This window comes from Aquabacterium sp. (assembly GCF_050725395.1).
GTDB lineage: Bacteria > Pseudomonadota > Gammaproteobacteria > Burkholderiales > Burkholderiaceae_C > Aquabacterium.
In genome coordinates, this window is sequence record NZ_JBOHHL010000027.1 from 33,320 (window position 1) to 50,426 (window position 17,107).

Annotated in this window: 15 protein-coding genes and 1 tRNA gene; 9 read left to right on the top strand and 7 right to left on the bottom strand. The window is 65.3% G+C overall.

Going from position 1 to position 17,107, the window contains the following annotated elements; genetic code table 11:
• Positions 1 to 51: 51 nt before the first annotated feature.
• The 4 genes from ACREB4_RS15600 (at position 52) to ACREB4_RS15615 (ending at position 3,068) form a co-directional block, all read left to right on the top strand.
• Entirely contained in the window at positions 52 to 1,413 is a 1,362-nt protein-coding gene (locus ACREB4_RS15600) for an ethanolamine ammonia-lyase subunit EutB (protein WP_431589149.1), read from the top strand.
• Positions 1,410 to 2,207, top strand: coding sequence for an ethanolamine ammonia-lyase subunit EutC (eutC, locus tag ACREB4_RS15605; protein WP_431589150.1), 798 nt, complete (start codon positions 1,410 to 1,412; stop codon positions 2,205 to 2,207). Before ACREB4_RS15600 ends, eutC begins: the two co-directional genes overlap by 4 nt.
• A gap of 20 nt (positions 2,208 to 2,227) precedes the next feature.
• A tRNA-Arg gene (locus ACREB4_RS15610) sits at positions 2,228 to 2,302 on the top strand.
• A 115-nt stretch (positions 2,303 to 2,417) separates the two neighbouring features.
• A complete protein-coding gene (locus ACREB4_RS15615) occupies positions 2,418 to 3,068 on the top strand; it encodes a hypothetical protein (protein WP_431589151.1) in 651 nt (216 codons plus the stop codon).
• A gap of 47 nt (positions 3,069 to 3,115) precedes the next feature.
• Here the strand turns inward: ACREB4_RS15615 and ureG are convergent, their stop codons facing one another.
• The 3 genes from ureG to ureE are packed head-to-tail and all read right to left on the bottom strand — an operon-like array spanning position 3,116 to position 5,147.
• Positions 3,116 to 3,769, bottom strand: a complete 654-nt coding sequence (gene ureG, locus ACREB4_RS15620; protein ID WP_431589152.1) for an urease accessory protein UreG — start codon at positions 3,767 to 3,769, stop codon at positions 3,116 to 3,118.
• The gene (locus ACREB4_RS15625) at positions 3,766 to 4,521 is read right to left on the bottom strand and encodes an urease accessory protein UreF (RefSeq protein WP_431589153.1); all 756 of its coding nucleotides are present in this window, start codon (positions 4,519 to 4,521) and stop codon (positions 3,766 to 3,768) included. The genes ureG and ACREB4_RS15625 overlap by 4 nt, the downstream gene beginning before the upstream one ends.
• Positions 4,521 to 5,147, bottom strand: coding sequence for an urease accessory protein UreE (gene ureE / locus ACREB4_RS15630; protein WP_431589154.1), 627 nt, complete (start codon positions 5,145 to 5,147; stop codon positions 4,521 to 4,523). The genes ACREB4_RS15625 and ureE overlap by 1 nt, the downstream gene beginning before the upstream one ends.
• A 98-nt stretch (positions 5,148 to 5,245) precedes the next feature.
• Here ureE and ACREB4_RS15635 point away from each other — a divergent pair, with 98 nt between their 5' ends.
• On the top strand, positions 5,246 to 6,037 hold the full coding sequence (locus ACREB4_RS15635) for a DUF72 domain-containing protein (protein WP_431589155.1): 792 nt from the start codon (positions 5,246 to 5,248) through the stop codon (positions 6,035 to 6,037).
• Here the strand turns inward: ACREB4_RS15635 and ureC are convergent.
• The 4 genes from ureC to ureA all read right to left on the bottom strand — a co-directional run bounded on the left by ureC (position 6,034) and on the right by ureA (position 9,151).
• Positions 6,034 to 7,761 (bottom strand): urease subunit alpha, encoded by a 1,728-nt coding sequence (ureC, locus tag ACREB4_RS15640; protein ID WP_431589156.1) that lies wholly within the window; start codon positions 7,759 to 7,761, stop codon positions 6,034 to 6,036. The two genes, ACREB4_RS15635 and ureC, sit on opposite strands and share 4 nt — an antisense overlap.
• Before the next feature lie 24 nt (positions 7,762 to 7,785).
• Positions 7,786 to 8,091, bottom strand: a complete 306-nt coding sequence (locus tag ACREB4_RS15645) for an urease subunit beta (RefSeq protein WP_431589157.1) — start codon at positions 8,089 to 8,091, stop codon at positions 7,786 to 7,788.
• A gap of 11 nt (positions 8,092 to 8,102) precedes the next feature.
• Entirely contained in the window at positions 8,103 to 8,774 is a 672-nt protein-coding gene (locus ACREB4_RS15650) for a HupE/UreJ family protein (protein WP_431589158.1), read from the bottom strand.
• A 74-nt stretch (positions 8,775 to 8,848) separates the two neighbouring features.
• Positions 8,849 to 9,151 carry an urease subunit gamma gene (ureA, locus tag ACREB4_RS15655; protein WP_431589159.1) on the bottom strand — a complete coding sequence of 101 codons (303 nt, stop codon included), beginning with the start codon at positions 9,149 to 9,151 and terminating at the stop codon, positions 8,849 to 8,851.
• Positions 9,152 to 9,219: 68 nt separating this feature from the next.
• Here ureA and ACREB4_RS15660 point away from each other — a divergent pair, with 68 nt between their 5' ends.
• From ACREB4_RS15660 to ACREB4_RS15675, 4 genes are all read left to right on the top strand, one after another.
• Positions 9,220 to 12,765 (top strand): hybrid sensor histidine kinase/response regulator, encoded by a 3,546-nt coding sequence (locus tag ACREB4_RS15660; protein ID WP_431589160.1) that lies wholly within the window; start codon positions 9,220 to 9,222, stop codon positions 12,763 to 12,765.
• The gene (locus ACREB4_RS15665) at positions 12,762 to 13,721 is read left to right on the top strand and encodes a response regulator (protein ID WP_431589161.1); all 960 of its coding nucleotides are present in this window, start codon (positions 12,762 to 12,764) and stop codon (positions 13,719 to 13,721) included. The genes ACREB4_RS15660 and ACREB4_RS15665 overlap by 4 nt, the downstream gene beginning before the upstream one ends.
• Before the next feature lie 136 nt (positions 13,722 to 13,857).
• Positions 13,858 to 15,459: a DUF342 domain-containing protein gene (locus ACREB4_RS15670; protein ID WP_431589162.1), complete on the top strand. Its 1,602-nt coding sequence runs from the start codon at positions 13,858 to 13,860 to the stop codon at positions 15,457 to 15,459.
• A gap of 104 nt (positions 15,460 to 15,563) precedes the next feature.
• Complete coding sequence (locus ACREB4_RS15675; RefSeq protein WP_431589163.1) at positions 15,564 to 17,099, top strand: M28 family peptidase; 1,536 nt, start codon at positions 15,564 to 15,566, stop codon at positions 17,097 to 17,099.
• Positions 17,100 to 17,107: the final 8 nt, after the last annotated feature.

The following is a 17,107-nucleotide window of genomic DNA, read 5'->3' on the forward strand; positions in this document are numbered from 1 at the left end:
GCTGACAAAAGTAAGGCAGACTGTGGCGGTCCGGACTGCTTTCGTCCCGCCATGCCGAAATTTCGCGACCTCAAGGACCTGATGGCCAAGGCCACGCCCCTGCGATCGGGCGATGTGTTGGCGGGCCTGGCCGCAGGCACCGCACAGGAGCGCGTGCATGCCCAGATGGCCTTGGCCGATCTGCCCCTGCGCACCTTCCTGCACGACGCGCTCGTGCCTTACGAGGACGACGAGGTCACCCGCCTGATCATCGACACCCACGATGCCCAGGCTTTCGCGGCCATTTCACACCTCACGGTGGGCGATTTCCGGAACTGGCTGTTGCGCGATGACACGGGCGGTGACACCTTGGCGGCCGTCGCACCTGGCATCACCCCCGAGATGGCGTCCGCCGTCTGCAAGATCATGCGCAATCAGGACCTGATCCTCGTCGCCCGCAAATGCAGCGTGGTCACGGCGTTTCGCAACACGATTGGCTTGCCCGGCCGCTTGTCCACGCGTTTGCAGCCCAACCATCCCACGGACGACGCCAGCGGCATCGCGGCCAGCCTGATCGACGGCTTGCTGTACGGCAGCGGCGACGCGGTCATCGGCATCAACCCCGCCACCGACAATGTGCCGCAGGTCATCAGGCTGGTGACCATGATGGCCGAACTCATCGAGCAACACGGCATTCCCACCCAATCCTGCGTGCTCACCCACGTCACCAACACCCTGGCGGCCATGGAGCGCGGCGCCCCGGTCGACTTGGTCTTCCAGTCCATTGCCGGCACCGAGGCCGCCAACAAGGGCTTCGGCATCGACCTGGCGTTGCTGGGCCAGGCACGCGATGCCGCTTTGTCATTGCGGCGCGGCACCGTGGGCAACAACGTGATGTATTTCGAGACCGGGCAGGGCAGCGCCTTGTCGGCCAACGCCCATCATGGGATCGACCAGCAGACCTGTGAGGCGCGCGCCTACGCCGTGGCCCGGCATTTCAAGCCTTTGCTGGTCAACACCGTGGTTGGCTTCATCGGGCCTGAGTACCTGTACGACGGCAAGCAGATCATCCGCGCGGGCCTGGAGGACCACTTCTGCGGCAAGCTGATGGGCCTGCCCATGGGTTGCGACGTCTGCTACACCAACCATGCCGAGGCCGACCAGGACGACATGGACGTGCTGCTCACCTTGCTGGGCACGGCGGGCTGTACCTTCGTGATGGGCGTGCCGGGCTCGGACGACATCATGCTGAATTACCAGAGCACGTCCTTCCACGACGCGCTGTATGCCCGGCGTGTGCTGGGCTTGAGGCCCGCGCCCGAGTTCGAAGCATGGCTGCAAAGGGTGCAGATCATGCAGGGCGAAGGCGGTGCCTTCAGGCTGATGAACGAGCTGCCTTCGGGTTTTCAGCACGCCTTGCTGGTGGCGCCATGAGCCAGTCGCCGGTCACCCCGAACCCATGGCTGGCCCTGCGCCGTTTCACGCAGGCGCGCATCGCCTTGGGCCGGGCTGGTGTGAGCCTGCCCACGGCGCCGCAACTGGCTTTTCAACTGGCGCACGCCCAGGCGCGCGATGCCGTGCACCTGGCTTTGGACGTGCCCGCGCTGCAAGACTCGTTGGCGGCCCTCGGGCATGGCACCGTGTTGCTGCGCAGCGCCTGCCCCGACCGTGATACCTACCTGAAGCGACCGGACTTGGGTCGTCAACTTGATGGATCGTCCCGGCGCGCGCTGCTGGACCTGGCAGAGGGCTTTGAGCCAGATGCATTGGGGGAGTCGACACGCCGGCATGACATCGCCTTTGTCGTGGCCGATGGGCTGTCCGCCCTGGCGGTGGGCCTGAACGCGGAGCCACTGCTGCGGCGAGTCTTGCCTGCCTTGTTGGCCGATGGCTGGTCTTGCGCCCCCATCGCGATCGTGGAGCAGGGGCGAGTGGCGGTGGCCGACGAAGTGGGCCAGTTGCTCGGCGCCCGCGTGGTCGTCATCCTCATCGGCGAACGGCCGGGCTTGAGCTCGCCCGACAGCATGGGCCTTTACCTGACCTGGATGCCGCGCGTGGGGCTGACGGATGCCGACCGTAACTGCATCTCGAACGTCCGGCCGGCGGGCCTGGGGCACGACCAGGCAGCGGCCAAGTTGCTGCACTTGCTGGGCGAGTCCCGGCGCCTGCAGACGTCGGGCATCGCATTGAAAGACGAACACGACGGTCAGGCGAAAGCCTTGACCTGAGGCACAATGGCGGCCGGTTCGGCTCCATGGTTCAATGGATAGAACAGCCCCCTCCTAAGGGGCAGATGCAGGTTCGATTCCTGCTGGGGCCACCACCACCTCTTCCTCCTTACCTTGATTTACAACCTCCCCTGAGTCAGGGGAGTGTGGCGCCGCTTTTCCAATGAAAAACTGGCCGGCCATCAACGACTCAAATCAGGAGGATCCATCATGAACAAGTATTCCGCCCTCAAGGCCGTGGCGTTTTCGGCGCTGCTGCATTTTGGCAATGCTTCTGCCTACGTCATCGACTTCGACCAGGCCAACTTGCCGACTTACACCTCGAGCGTGGGTAGCCACGTAGGAGGTTCGTTCGCAGGGCCCTACACCGAAGGGGGGTTCACGGTCACGCCCGAAGGCGGTCCCTGGTACGGCATTGGCAACATCGGCGTGCCCGGTCGTCCGAACAGCTTCATCTACATCGAGCGCGAACCTTACGGACAAGCTGTCGAAGGCGTTGCCCGCATCACCCACCAGGGGCATGGCTTCAACTTCAATTCGCTCTTGATGTACTCCAGCATCAGCCCCGTGCCCTACGTGTTCACGGGGCTGCTTGGCGGCAATGTGGTTTTCACCGACACCGGCACTTTGCCCAACCCCGAAGGCGAGTTCGTGCAGGTCAGCAATTCTCACGCGTCCGATTTGATCGATACCCTGGAAATCCGCTTGCTGGACATCTACCCTGATGGTTACGGCAACCCGATCGGGATCAGCCAGATTTCCCTGACCTCCAGCGTGCCGGAGCCTGTTGCCCTGTCCCTCCTGGGGGCCGGGTTGATGGTCTTTGTGGGGCAGCGCAAGCTGAGCCGTCGGTCGGCGTGAGGTTTTCCTGGCCGGGCGCCTTTGCCTGGCCGCCAGGACCGGGGCGTTCAGGCTCCGGTTTTCAGCAACCCCTTTGTTTCGATGAAAGCGACCACCTGGTTCAGCCCGTCCTGGGTCTTGAGGTTGGTCATCACGAAGGGGCGGGTGGGGCGCATGCGCTTGGTGTCGGATTCCATGATGTCCAGGTTGGCGCCGACGTAGGGCGCCAAGTCGGTCTTGTTGATGACGAACAAGTCGCTCTTGGTGATGCCGGGGCCGCCCTTGCGCGGGATCTTCTCGCCGGCGGCCACGTCGATCACGTAGATGGTCAGGTCGCTCAGCTCCGGGCTGAAGGTGGCCGCCAGGTTGTCGCCACCTGATTCGATGAAGACGATGTCGGCGTTGGGGTACTTGGCCAGCATGCGGTCGACGGCTTCCAGGTTGATGGAGGCGTCTTCGCGGATGGCGGTGTGCGGGCAGCCGCCGGTTTCCACGCCCATGATGCGGTCGGGGTCGAGGGCGCCGGCCACGGTCAGCAGGCGCTGGTCTTCCTTGGTGTAGATGTCGTTGGTGATGACGACCAGGTCGTATTGCTCGCGCATGGCCTTGCAGAGCATCTCGAGCAAGGTGGTCTTGCCGGAGCCGACCGGGCCGCCCACGCCCACGCGCAGGGGGGGCAGTTTCTTGGTGCGGTTGGGGATGTTGTGCAGATTGGTGCTCATGATCGGAAGAGGCGTGAGTATTGGGTTTCGTGCCGGCTGCTCAGGATGGCCAGCATGGGCGTGAAGGCCTGGCGCTGGTTGTCGCCGAGGGCGCAGGCGTGGTCGATCGCGGCGGGGATGTCGTCGATCAGGGATTGCAGGATGCGCTGGCCGGCGCTCTGCCCCAGGGGCACGGACTTGATGGCGGCCTGCGCCATGTTCTCAGCCCAGCCGAAGGCGAAACTGAGCAGGGTGTCTTTGACGATGCTGCTGTGCGGTGCGGTGTGGCCTGGGTTGTCGGGCAGGCATTGGGCCACGGCCAGGGCAAAGGCAACGGGCCAGGTGGGCGCCGGCTTCAAGGCGGCGCATTGGGCCAGGCGCGGGTCGTTCGGGTTGACCGAAGCGCCCCGGTTGCGCACCCACTCCACCAAGGATCGGCCCATTTGTTCGGCCTGCAGTTTCAGCTCGGTGGTTTCACGCGTGTGCGCGATCCAGTCGTTGAGCTCGGTGACCCGGGCCAGGTCGTGGCGTTGCCAGGCGGGCAGGGCCTTGGCCACCACGGCCAGGTCGGCGCGGGCCAGGCTCAGGTGCAGTTGGTCGCGCAGCCAGGCGCCGGCGGTGGCTTCGTTGGTGACCAGGCCGGCGTCCACCGCGGCTTCCAGCACCTCGGAATAGCTGAATCCGCCCACGGGCAGGGCCGGCGAGGCCAGCCACATCAGTTGGAGTCGGGCCGCGGCGCTCAGAGGCACGGCGGCCGCCAGCACCCTGGGCATCAGTGGTCGTGGCCGTGGTTGCAGCCGGGGCCGTGAACGTGTGGGGTCGCGGCCGATGTCACGGCGATGCCGATGGGCTTGCCGCGTGCGGGCACGGCGGGGACGGCGTGGCCGTGGTCGTGGTGATCGTGAGCATGGGCAGGACCTTCGTGGCCATGCGCGTGGCCGCCACCTGCCGAGTAGGCGCCGCCTTCGGGCTCGAAGGTGGTGTTGGCCTCGGCCACGGTCAGGTGCATGGCGCGCAGCATGTCGGCCAGCACGTGGTCGGGCTCGATTTTCAAATGATCGGGCTGCAGTTCGATCTGCACATGGCGGTTGCCCAGGTGGTAGGCGGCGCGGGTCAGGTCGAAGGCGTTGCCGTGATCAGCACAAGGCGTGATCACCAACACCGGCTGGGGCTTGGCAGTGACGCGGATCAGCGAGCCATCTTCGGCCACCAGCACGTCGCCACCGCGCACGACGGTGCCGCGGCTCAGGAAAACGCCCAGTTGGCGGCCGGCGCTGTCGGTGGCGTCGAAGCGGCTTTTCTGGCGCACGTCCCAATCGAGCTCGACGGTGTGCGCGCGTTTGAGGATGACCTGGGCCAGGCCCTGGCCTTGGGGGAGGAGTTTGTTGACGGTCAGCATGGCGAGCCCATTTGAATCCTGTGCGTGAGAGCGATAGTGTAAGGACGGGCAGGCCCTACGCGCTGGGTGGTCATCGTGACCGCTGTTAGTGTTGGCGCATGACGAATGACATGCATGGCGCATGCCACCTTGATGCCGGCCGTTTCTACATTGCCTGCGCGGGTTGGGCCTTGCCCAAGGACGCGCAGAGAGTCTTCGCCCTGGAGGGCAGCCACCTTGAGCGGTATGCCAGCCGCTTGAACGCCGTCGAGATCAATTCCAGCTTCTACCGGCCGCACAAGCCGGCCACCTACGCGCGTTGGGCCGCCAGTGTTCCGCCAAGCTTTCGCTTTTCGGTCAAGTTGCCCAAGGCCATCACGCACGAGCGACGCTTGGTCGATTGCCAGGATCTGCTGGATGCGTTCCTCGCGGAATCCGGGCAACTGGGCGACAAGCTGGGCTGCCTGCTGGTTCAGCTGCCGCCGAGCCTGGCCTTTCATGCCGAAAGGGCCGATGCGTTTTTCACCTTGTTGCGCGAGCGACATGCTGGGCACGTGGTGATCGAACCTCGGCACGCGAGCTGGTTCAACACCGATGCTTCGGCGCTGTTGAGGCAGCACCGCGTCGATCTGGTCCTGGCCGATCCGGCGCCGTGTGCTGGCGCAACTTGGCCCTTGGCGCCTGAAGGCGAAGTGTCTTCAAGGATTGCCTACTACCGCCTGCATGGCTCACCGCGCATCTACCACGACAACTACGATCTACCCTATTTGCAAGCCCTGGCCCAGCGGCTGCAATCCGATGCCCAGCGCTTCGAATCGGTCTGGTGCGTGTTCGACAACACCGCCCTGGGTGCCGCGACCTTCAATGCGCTGGACTTGTTGGAAATGGTGGAGAAGCGCGCCCGGCCTTAGAACAGGAAGTAACGCTGCGCCATCGGCAATTCCGTGGCCGGCTCGCAGGTCAGCAACTGGCCATCCGCCCGCACCTGGTAGGTTTGCGCGTCGATCTCCATCACCGGCAGGTAGTGGTTGTGGACCATGTCGGCCTTCCTGACGCTGCGGTTGCCACGCACGCCCACGGCCTGCTTCTTCAAACCATATTGCTCTGGCATGCCTGCGGCAATAGAGGCTTGGCTCATGAAGGTCAGCGAACCGCGCGCCAGCGCGCCGCCGAAGGCCCCGAACATGGGCCGGTAATGCACCGGTTGCGGCGTCGGGATCGAGGCATTCGGGTCCCCCATGGCCGCTGAAGCGATGAAGCCACCTTTCAGGATCAAACTGGGCTTGATGCCAAAGAAGCCCGGCTTCCACACCACCAGGTCGGCCCACTTGCCCACCTCGATGCTGCCCACTTCGTGCGCAATACCATGCGACAGCGCCGGGTTGATCGTGTACTTGGCCACGTAGCGCTTGACGCGCGTGTTGTCGTTGCGTTCCGAATCTCCCTGCAAGGTGCCGCGCTGCGCCTTCATCTTGTGGGCCGTCTGCCAGGTGCGCAGGATGACTTCGCCTACGCGGCCCATGGCCTGCGAATCGGAGCTGAACATGCTGATGGCACCCAGGTCGTGCAGGATGTCCTCGGCGGCGATGGTTTCGCGGCGGATGCGGCTTTCGGCGAAGGCCAGGTCTTCGGCGATCGAGGCATCCAGGTGGTGGCACACCATGAGCATGTCGAGGTGCTCGTCGATGGTGTTGACCGTGTAGGGCATGGTCGGGTTGGTCGACGAGGGCAAGAAGTTGGCTTCGCCCACCACGCGCATGATGTCGGGCGCGTGGCCGCCACCGGCGCCTTCGGTGTGGAAGGCGCACAGCGTGCGGCCCTTGGTGGCCGCGATGGTGTTCTCGACGAAGCCCGATTCGTTCAGCGTGTCGCTGTGGATCGAGACCTGGGTGTCGGTTTCCTCGGCCACGCTCAGGCAGCAGTCGATGGCCGAGGGCGTCGTGCCCCAGTCTTCGTGCAGTTTCAGGCCGATCACGCCGGCGTCAACCTGCTGGCGCAAAGCCTCGGGCCGGCTGGCGTTGCCCTTGCCCAGGAAGCCGATGTTCATCGGGAAGGCCTCGGCGGCCTGCAGCATGCGCGAGATGTTGTCCGGCCCGGGCGTGCAGGTGGTGGCGAAGGTGCCGGTGCTGGGGCCCGTGCCACCGCCCAGCATGCTGGTCACGCCGCTGTTCAGGGCTTCTTCGATCTGTTGCGGGCAGATGAAGTGGATGTGGGTGTCGATGCCGCCTGCGGTCACGATCATGCCCTCGGCCGCGATGACGTCGGTGCCCGGGCCGATGACGATGTCCACGCCAGGCTGCACGTCGGGGTTGCCGGCCTTGCCGATCTTGTAGATGCGGCTGGCCTTGATGCCGATGTCGGCCTTGACGATGCCCCAGTGGTCGATGATGACGGCGTTGGTCAGCACGCAGTCGGCGGCTTCCATGGCGCCGGGGCCGTTGATGCGCTGGCTCTGGCCCATGCCATCGCGGATGGTCTTGCCGCCGCCGAATTTCACTTCCTCGCCGTAGCCGCCGGCCTGCAAGGTCAGGTCTCGCTCGACTTCGATGACAAGGTTGGTGTCGGCCAGGCGCAGGCGGTCGCCCACGGTGGGGCCGAACATTTCAGCGTAGGCACGCCGTGGAATGGTTGCCATCTTGGGTGGTTTCCTGGAGAGGTGTCAGAGCGGGCCTTGGACCAGGCCGCGGAATCCGTAGACGATGCGTTCGCCGGCGTAGTCGACCAGCTCGACGGTGCGCTGCTGGCCGGGCTCGAAGCGCACGGCGGTACCCGAGGCGATGTTCAAGCGCATGCCGCGCGCGGCCTCGCGGTCGAAGCGCAGAGCGCCGTTCGTTTCGGCAAAGTGGTAGTGCGAGCCAACCTGGATGGGGCGGTCGCCTGCGTTCTCGACCACCATGGTGAGCGAGCGGCGACCAGGGTTGAGGTCCAGGTCGGGGCCATCGGTGAGCAGTTCGCCAGGGGTCATGGTCGGGCTCCTCAGAAGAAGGCGCCAGCGGTGGCGGGGCTCAAGAGGCCCAGGCCCAGCGCGGTCACGCCGGCACCGGCGATGCGTGGTACCCAGCGGCTGCGATGGCGCAAGGCCAGGCCCGCGCCGATGCCCACGGTGTGCAGAGCCATGGTGCTCAGCACCATGCCGGCGAGGGCCGACGCCGCGTGGCCGCCCAGTTCCTGGCCGTGGGCCAGCCCATGGAACAAGGCGAAACCGGCGACCAGCGCGACGCCGACGCCTGTGGGCAGCGCGGTGCGTGTGGCCACCAGCAAACCCATGGCCAACAGCGAGGTTGCGATCATCGGCTCAACGCCCGGCAGAGTGACGCCCCGCAGTGCCATCAAAGCCCCGATCAATAAAGTGGCGGCGAAGGCCAGGGGCGCTGACAGCAGGCGACGGGCGTCGGCGGATGACGACACTTTGGTGCCCAGGCTCAAGGCGCTCCACAAGCCCACGCTGACCATCGCGGCCAGGTGGTCCAAGCCGGTCAGCGGGTGGGCTGCCCCGTCCATGAAGCTGCCGAAGGTGCCGTGGGTGTGGCCCAAACCAGCGTCGGCGCCCACGTGGGCCTGCGCCAGGGAAGTCAAGGAGACTGCAGCGAGGCCGGCAGCCCAAGGTGCGGTGGCCACAATGGTGCGACGCAGAGAAGTGTTCGGCATGTTCTTGAATCCAGGCTGGGACGTGAATCGGTTGATTTGCACCAATTTGGTGTTTTGTGGATTTGGGAGAGTTTTTATGCGATAGGTTGGTGCACTGTCACCAATTTGGTGCCGTCCGGGAAGGTGGCTTCCACCTGGATTTCAGGCACCATCTCAGCCACCCCGTCCATCACGTCATGGCGCGTCAGCACGGTTTTGCCTTCGCTCATCAAGGTGGCCACGGTTTTGCCATCCCGGGCGCCTTCCATGATGGCGGCGGTGATCAGGGCGATGGCTTCGGGGTAATTCAGTTTGAGTCCCCGGGCCTTGCGCCGCTCGGCCAGCAGGGCGGCTGTGAAAATCAGCAGCTTGTCTTTTTCTCGTGGGGTCAGTTCCATGGGGTCTCGGCACCGAAATTGCGGCATTGGCCGTTGATGAAGTCCCCACTATGCAAGACACACGCCAAATGAGTCCAGTCGCCGAACGGCGTATCGAGGGTCGAGACGACACCGGTCAAGAGTCCTCCGCCGATCTGCTGGGAGACCAGGCCCTGCAGCGCGTGGTCAAGGTGCGGCGCGACTACAACACCTGGGTCGGCAGCGAGACGCTTGAAGATTACGCCCTGCGCTTCACACCCCGGTCTTTTCGGAAATGGGGCGAATGGCGGGTGGCCAACACCGCCTTCGGCGCAGCGTCCTTCCTCGTGCTCGAAGCCGTGGGTGCCACCTTGCTGGTGGAACACGGCTTCATCAACGCCTTGTGGGCCATCCTGGCCACCGGCCTGATCATCCTGCTGGCCGGCTGGCCGATCAGCGTGTACGCCGCCCGCCACGGGGTGGACATGGACCTGCTGACCCGCGGCGCGGGCTTTGGCTACATCGGTTCCACCATCACCTCGCTCATCTACGCGACCTTCACCTTCATCTTCTTCGCGCTGGAGGCCGCGATCATGGCCTACGCGCTGGAGCTGGCCTTCGACATCCCGCCCGCCTGGGGTTACCTGATCTGCGCGGTGGTGGTGGTGCCGCTGGTCACGCACGGGGTCACCGTCATCAGCCGGCTGCAGGTGTGGACCCAGCCTTTGTGGCTGGTGATGCTGATCCTGCCCTATGTGTACGTGTTCAAGGCCAACCCGCATGTGCTGAGCGACCTGGCCGGTTACGGCGGTGCGCAGGGCCAGGCGCCTGGCTTCAACCTGATGTCCTTCGGCGCGGCCATGACCGTGGGCGTGGCCCTCATCACGCAAATGGGCGAACAAGCCGACTACCTGCGTTTCATGCCCGAACGGCAGCCCCAGCACAAGGCGCGCTGGTGGTTGAGCGTGTTCCTGGGCGGTCCCGGCTGGGTGATTCCCGGTGTGCTGAAGATGCTGGGCGGCACGGTGCTGGCTTACCTGGCCCTGAGCCTGTCGGTGCCGGCGGACCGCGCCGTCGACCCCAACCAGATGTACCTCCTGGCCTACGAGAGCATGTTCTCGAACCTGAGCTGGGCGGTGGCGGCCACCTGCCTGTTCGTGGTCATTTCGCAGCTGAAGATCAATGTCACCAACGCCTACGCGGGCTCGCTGGCCTGGTCCAACTTCTTCGCGCGCATCACGCACAGCCACCCTGGGCGCGTGGTCTGGGTGGTGTTCAACACCGTGATTGCGCTGATGCTGATGGAGCTGAATGTCTTTCAGGCGTTGGGGCGCGTGCTGGGCCTGTATTCCAACATCGCCATCGCGTGGATGATGGCCGTGGTCGCCGACCTGGTAATCAACAAGCCCATGGGCTGGTCGCCGAAAGGCATCGAGTTCAAGCGCGCCTATCTGTACGACGTGAACCCGGTGGGCGTGGGCGCGATGAGCGCGGCGTCCGTCCTGTCGGTGACGGCTTACCTGGGCTGGCTGGGGCCGATGGCGCAGGCGTTTTCGGCCTTGATCGCCTTGGTCACGGCCCTGATCACCTCGCCGCTGATCGCGTGGTTCACGCAGGGGCGCTATTACATCGCCCGGCAGCCCGAGCCCAAAGCGCCCAATTGCGACGCCTGCCCATCGAAGCAAGGCATGAAGGGTGTCTACCGCTGCACGGTGTGCGAGCGCGAATACGAGGGCGAGGACATGGCCCATTGCCCGGCCTACCAGGGCTTCATCTGCTCGCTGTGCTGTTCGCTGGACGCGCGTTGCCACGACCTGTGCAAGCCCGAAGCGCGCTGGTCGGTGCAATGGCGCGCGGTGGGCCAGAAGCTGCTGCCGGCCTTCATCTGGCGGCAACTCGACACCGAACTGGGCCACTTTCTGCTGCTGATGGGCGGATTGGTGCCAGCCTTGGCCTTGCTCTTCGCCCTGATTTTCAACCACGAGTTGCGGGCCCTGGACCAACCTGCCACGGCGGGCCTGGTCGAGGCGCTGCAAAGCGGCTTCCTCAAGGCCTTCGCCGTGCTGTTGGTGATTTCGGGCGTGGTCGGCTGGTGGCTGGTGCTGGCGCACAAGAGCCGCAAGGTGGCGCAAGAGGAGTCCAACCGCCAGACGCATCTGCTGGTCCGCGAGGTGGAACTGCACCGCCGCACCGACGAAAAACTGCAGCAGGCCAAGCGCACCGCCGAGCAGGCCAATCAGGCCAAGAGCCGTTACATCTCGACCATCAGCCACGAACTGCGCACGCCGCTCAACAGCATCCTGGGCTACGCGCAGTTGCTGGACGAAGACCAGCGCCTGCCCGAACACGCCAAGCATGGCGTTGAAGTGATCAAGCGCGGCGGCGACCACCTGCTGTCGCTGATCGAAGGCACGCTGGACATCGCCCGCATCGAAAGCGGCAAGCTGACGCTGGACGTCAAGCCCATGCGCCTGTTCGAATCCTTGCAGCAGATCATCAACATGCTGCAACCGCAGGCCCTGGGCAAGGGACTGACGTTCGAGGTAGAGATGGACGCCGCCCTGCCCGAGGTGGTGCGCGCTGACGAACGCCGGGTGCGCCAGATCCTGTTCAATGTGCTGGGCAACGCGGTCAAGTTCACCTCGCAAGGCGGCGTGAAATTCCGCGTCAGCTACACGCGCGAAATCGCGCTGGTCGAGGTCATCGACACGGGCCCCGGCATCCCGATCGACGAGCTGGAGCGGGTGTTCGAACCCTTTGCCCGGGGATCGTCGGTGGCGGGATCGTCGGTGAGTGGCACGGGCCTGGGCCTGACCATCAGCAAGATGCTGACCGACCTGATGGGCGGCGAGATGAAGGTGAGCAGCGTGGTAGGGCAGGGCACGGTGTTCCGCATCCGCCTCTTCCTGCCCCACGTGCGCCTGACGCACGCCGATCGCTCGGTGCCGCTGGGCGTGCGCACCGGCTATGTGGGAGATCGGCGCCGCGTGTGGGTGGTGGACAACGAGGAGGCCGACCGCGGCCTGCTGGTGCGCATTTTGGAACCCTTGGGCTTCGACGTGACGCCGCTGGCCTCGGGCCTGGAGTGCCTGTCGCTGCTGCGCAGTTGCCCGCAGGCCCAGGAGCCGCATGCCATCCTGATGGACCTGGCCATGCCGGGCATCGATGGCTGGACCACCATCCGCACCCTCCGGCAGGAGGGCTTGAGCCGCGCACCCGTCGCCATCGTGTCGGCCAACGCCTTTGACAAGGGCCTGGAAAACGACGTGGGCGTCGCCCTCGATGACTTCATCGTCAAGCCGGTGCGCATGGGCGAGTTGCTGGACTGGCTGGGCCGGCGCCTCACGCTGCAGTGGATCGAGGCGCAGCGGCCGGTGGTGGGCCACCAACCTTTGCTGGACATGGCCACATCGTCCGCCAGCGAGGGCGTCCAGGTGCTCCCCTCCCTGAAGGCCCTGCAAAGCCTGGAAGAGCTGATCGATGCGGGCTATGTGCGCGGTGTGCACAAGACCCTGGACCAGATCGCGGCCGCCGAACCGCAATGCGAGGCCTTCGTGCAGCACATGCGGCACCTGGCCAAGCAGTTTCAACTCGACGCCCTGGCCGCGTCCGTCAAGCGGGCCATGGTGCAGTTCCATGCACAATCGCGGCCATGATTCCGATGCTTGACCGACTCGACCGCAGCCGCACCGACGTCGTGCTCATCGTCGACGACGTGCCCGACAACCTCTCCTTGCTCCACGACGCGCTGGATGAGGCCGGCTACACCGTGCTGGTCGCCACGCACGGCGAGGCTGCCTTGCAGCGCGCCAGCCAGTCCGTGCCCGACATCATCCTGCTCGACGCGCTGATGCCCGGCATGGATGGTTTCGAAGTGGCCCGTCGCCTGAAGGCCCAGCCCGAAACCAGCCACATCCCGATCGTGTTCATGACCGGCCTGACCGAGACTGAACACGTGGTCGCGGCTTTCGACGCGGGCGGCGTGGACTACGTCACCAAGCCGATCCGGCCGCGCGAAGTGCTGGCGCGCATCGTGTCGCACATGGCCAGCGCGCGGCAGGCAAGGCAGGCCCGCAACGCGCTCGATGCCTTTGGCCACGCCTCGATGACGGTGCGTTTGTCGGATGGCCGCGTGATGTGGCAGACGCCTTTGGCGCGCAAGTTGTTGCAGCAGTACTTCGAAACGCCCGAATCGGTGGCGCCGGATGAGCTGGTGGTGTGGTTGCGTCAGGCCACGCCCGGGGCCCTGGCCGACATGGCGACAGGCAAGCCACCGCCAGCCTGGCTCGTGCAGCAAGGCGGCCGGCGCCTGAGTTTTGCCCTGCACGAGCCCACGGGCGACGACAATTGGCTGCTGGTGATGCGTGAGACCTCGGACGAGGCCGCCATCGAGGCGCTGACACAAGAGCTCAAGCTCACCGCGCGCGAGGGCGAGGTGCTGTACTGGGTGGTCAAGGGCAAGACCAACCGCGACATCGGCGACATCCTGGGCACCAGTCCCGCCACTGTCAAAAAACAGTTGGAACACGTCTTCGCCAAACTGGGCGTCGAGACCCGCACCGCCGCCGCGGGTCTGGCCATGAGCCGCGTCGGTCAGCTGAAAATGCGCTGAAATGCGCCATATGCCCCAGCGGCTCGGGGTCATCGGGCGAACGCGAGGGTGTTTCCGCTATTGCCAGCTCAGGCCATCTCGGTACACTGGACCGAACTGAGCCTGGGGTGCCGTCCCCGACCGGAAAGGGCTGCAGATGTCGGGTTATCCCGGTGTGGTTTTGATCGAATCCGACGGGCAATTGCTGCTGTCTCACCAGCCCATGCCCGGCCGGCCGCCTTTGACCCTGGACGCGGCCAAGGCCCTCGTCGAGCAGGCCGGGTTCGCCAGTTGGCGTCTGTCCGAAGAGGCCTTGAAAGAGGCTGTGAGTCGTTGCGGCGGGGACGAGTCTTTCCAGTTGCCCATCGCCGAGCGCGTCGATGCCCAGTTCGAACTCGAACTGGCCCATGACGCCATGACCGCCTGGCTGACGGTCACGCCCGCTCAGGGGGGCAAGCCTTTGGATGTCAGTGACCTGGTGCTGGCCCTGGCCCAGGCCGGTGTCTTGTTCGGCATCGATGAAGCGGCCTTGCTGCAGGTCTGCACCGCCCCCGAAGGCGGCCGTGCCGTGGCCGCGACGGGCAAGCCCGCCCGCAATGGCGAAGACGCCCGCTTCGAATTGCTGGTCGACCTGACCCGCGACCGTCGGCCCAAAGTCGACGAGCAAGGCCTGATCGATTTCCGCGAGCTGGGCGACATCCCCGTGGTCAAGGCCGACCAGGTGCTGATGCGCATCGTTCCTGAGACGGTGGGTTTTCTGGGGCGGAACATCCGAGCCGAGGTGCTGGAGCCCGTGAAAGGTCAATCCGCGGCCTTTCCGACCGACCTGCCCGGCGCCAAGGTGGACGAGCAGGACCCGAAACTGCTGCGCGCGGTGTTCAAAGGCCAGCCGGTGCGTGTGGGCAATGGCGTGATGGTCGAACAGGTCGTGTATTTCAAAGGTGCCAGCATGGCCTCGGGCAACATCGCTTTCGATGGCACTGTGCACATCGAGGGCGACGTCTTGACCGGCATGAAGGTGCGCGCCAGCGGTGACATCATCGTGACCGGGACGGTGGACGGTGGGCACCTGGACGCGGGCAACAGCATCCGTGTCGGGGGCGGCATCATTGCCCATGCCGTGGTCCACGCGGGCGAGTCGGTGTCGTCCCGCTTCGTCGAGAATTCGCTGATCGAGGCCGGCGTGGGCATCGCCGTGGACAGCATGGTGCTGCAAAGCCAGTTGCAAGCCGGCAACCAGATCGTCGTGGGCACGCAGTCGCCGTCCCGGGGGCGGCTGGTGGGCGGCTCGGCCCGGGCCATGATGTTGATCCGCACGCCTTTGCTGGGCGACCCCGCCAGCACCGTGACCCAGGTGCTGGTGGGCGTGAACCCCGTGCTGGAGGCCGAGTACCAAGAGGTGCTGGGCCTCATCACCAAACAGAACCAGGAAGAAGAAAACCTGGGCAAGCTGGTGCAGCACCTGACGAAGCAGGGCGACAAGGCGGGCGTGCTGGAACGCGTGCGCGGCACTTGGTCCGAGTCCCTGAAGGCGCTGGGCGCGCTGCTCGTGCGCAAGAGCGATCTGGAAACGCAGATGGCGCTGTTCGACAAGGCGCGCGTCGAGATCGGCGTGGGCGTGTCGGGCGCGGTGGACTTGTCCTTTGGCAAGGTGAACCGCCGTTTGCGCCATGTGTACGAAATCGGCGTTTTTTCCATCGACCAGGGGCAGGTGCTGTTCACGGGGCCGGATGGCGATCCGGCGGTGGTGGATGGTTGAGGCAGGGTAAACACCTCGTCCAGATGGATGCTGCCCGGGACACATCCTTCGATTAACCTGACGGCATGACGCCAGCTGCGCGCCCGCCAAAATTCAGGGACACCATGATCTTCAACCGCCTTCCGGGCTTGCGCCTGCTTGCCATGATCCTGGGCTCCACCCTCGCCACCCACGCCAACGTCCAGGCCGCCACGCCGGATCCCGCCGTGCCTGACAGCAACGAAATATTCCAGTGGGTGAACGACATCACCAGCTTTGGTGTGCGCAGTCCGGGCAGTCCTGGGTCGCTGGGGGCATCCCAGTATGTGCACGACCGTTTCAGCGAGTGGGGACTGCAGAAGGTGGCTTTCGAGGAGGCCGACACCAAAGTTTGGAGCGCCAGCAAATGGGGCCTGACCGTGGAAGGCCAGGCCTTGGCCTGCTCGCCAATGCAGCACACCTTCCACCAAGGCGTGCCCACCGTGTTCAGCACCGGACCGGGTGGCCGCCAGGCCGAGCTGGTCTACGTCGGCAATGGCGCCGATTCGGACTTCTGGTTCAAGGACGTGCGCGGCAAGATCGTGGTGGCCAACGCCAAGTTCGGCAAGAAGCCGCTTTGGTTGTTCAAGCCCTTCCTGCTGGCGCTGCAGGACACGGACAAGACCTTTGGCTGGGACTACAACCTGGTCGATCCCTATGCGGGCGGCGGCTTCCCCGACAGCTATTACCGGGCCATGCGCAAAGGCGCGGTCGGCTTCGTCGGCGTCTTGAATGATTACTTCGACAGCCACCAGTACCGCAACGAGGCCTACCGTGCCTACGACCCCGGGCAGGCGATGGCCATCCCCGGGCTGTGGATGGCGCCCGTGGCGGGCAGCCAGTTGGCCGAGCGCGCCAAGGCGGGCAAGCTGAAAGCGGCGTTGACCCTGGAGGGGCAACTGGCCCCCAAGAAAGGCCGGGCCGTGGTGGGTTACTTGCCCGGCATGAGCGATGAAATCGTGCTGGTCGAATCGCACCACGACTCGGCCACCACCGGCGCCACCGAAGACGCTTCCGGCACGGCCAGCGTGATGGCGCTGGCGCGTTACTTCGCCAAGCTGCCGCGCTCGCAGCGACCGCGCACGCTGATGTTCGCGACCATGGACACGCACTTCACCGACTACGCCGTGCACAAGGCCTTCATCCGTCGCCACCTGCTCGAAAGCAATCCGCTCGGCGAGAAGGTGGTGGCGGTGGTCACGCTGGAGCACATCGCCCAGGAATGGCTGCCGGGCAAGGACAAGAAGCCCATGACCACCGGCCTGGTGGCGCCCCGCGCCCTGATGGTCTCCACCGAAATCGAAGGCTTCAAGGACATCGTGGTGACGGCCATGAAGGAGCACCAGCTCGAGCGCTCCTTCGCCGTGTCCACCGCCTTGACGCAACTGGTCGGCGGCGAGCCCGGCCTGCCCGCCGACAGCAGCGACTTCCTGCGCGCGGGCGTCCCCGTGATCGCCCTGGTCGGTGCACCCTTGTACCTCTACGACGACATCGACACGCCCGACAAGGTGGCCAAGGACGAGCTGGGCCGGGTGGCGCAGACCTTCGTGGACGTGGTGCGCAAGGTGTCTCAGTTGCCGAGCGCCAACTTCAAGCGCCTGCCTTACAAGCTGGACGACTGAGGCGGGCC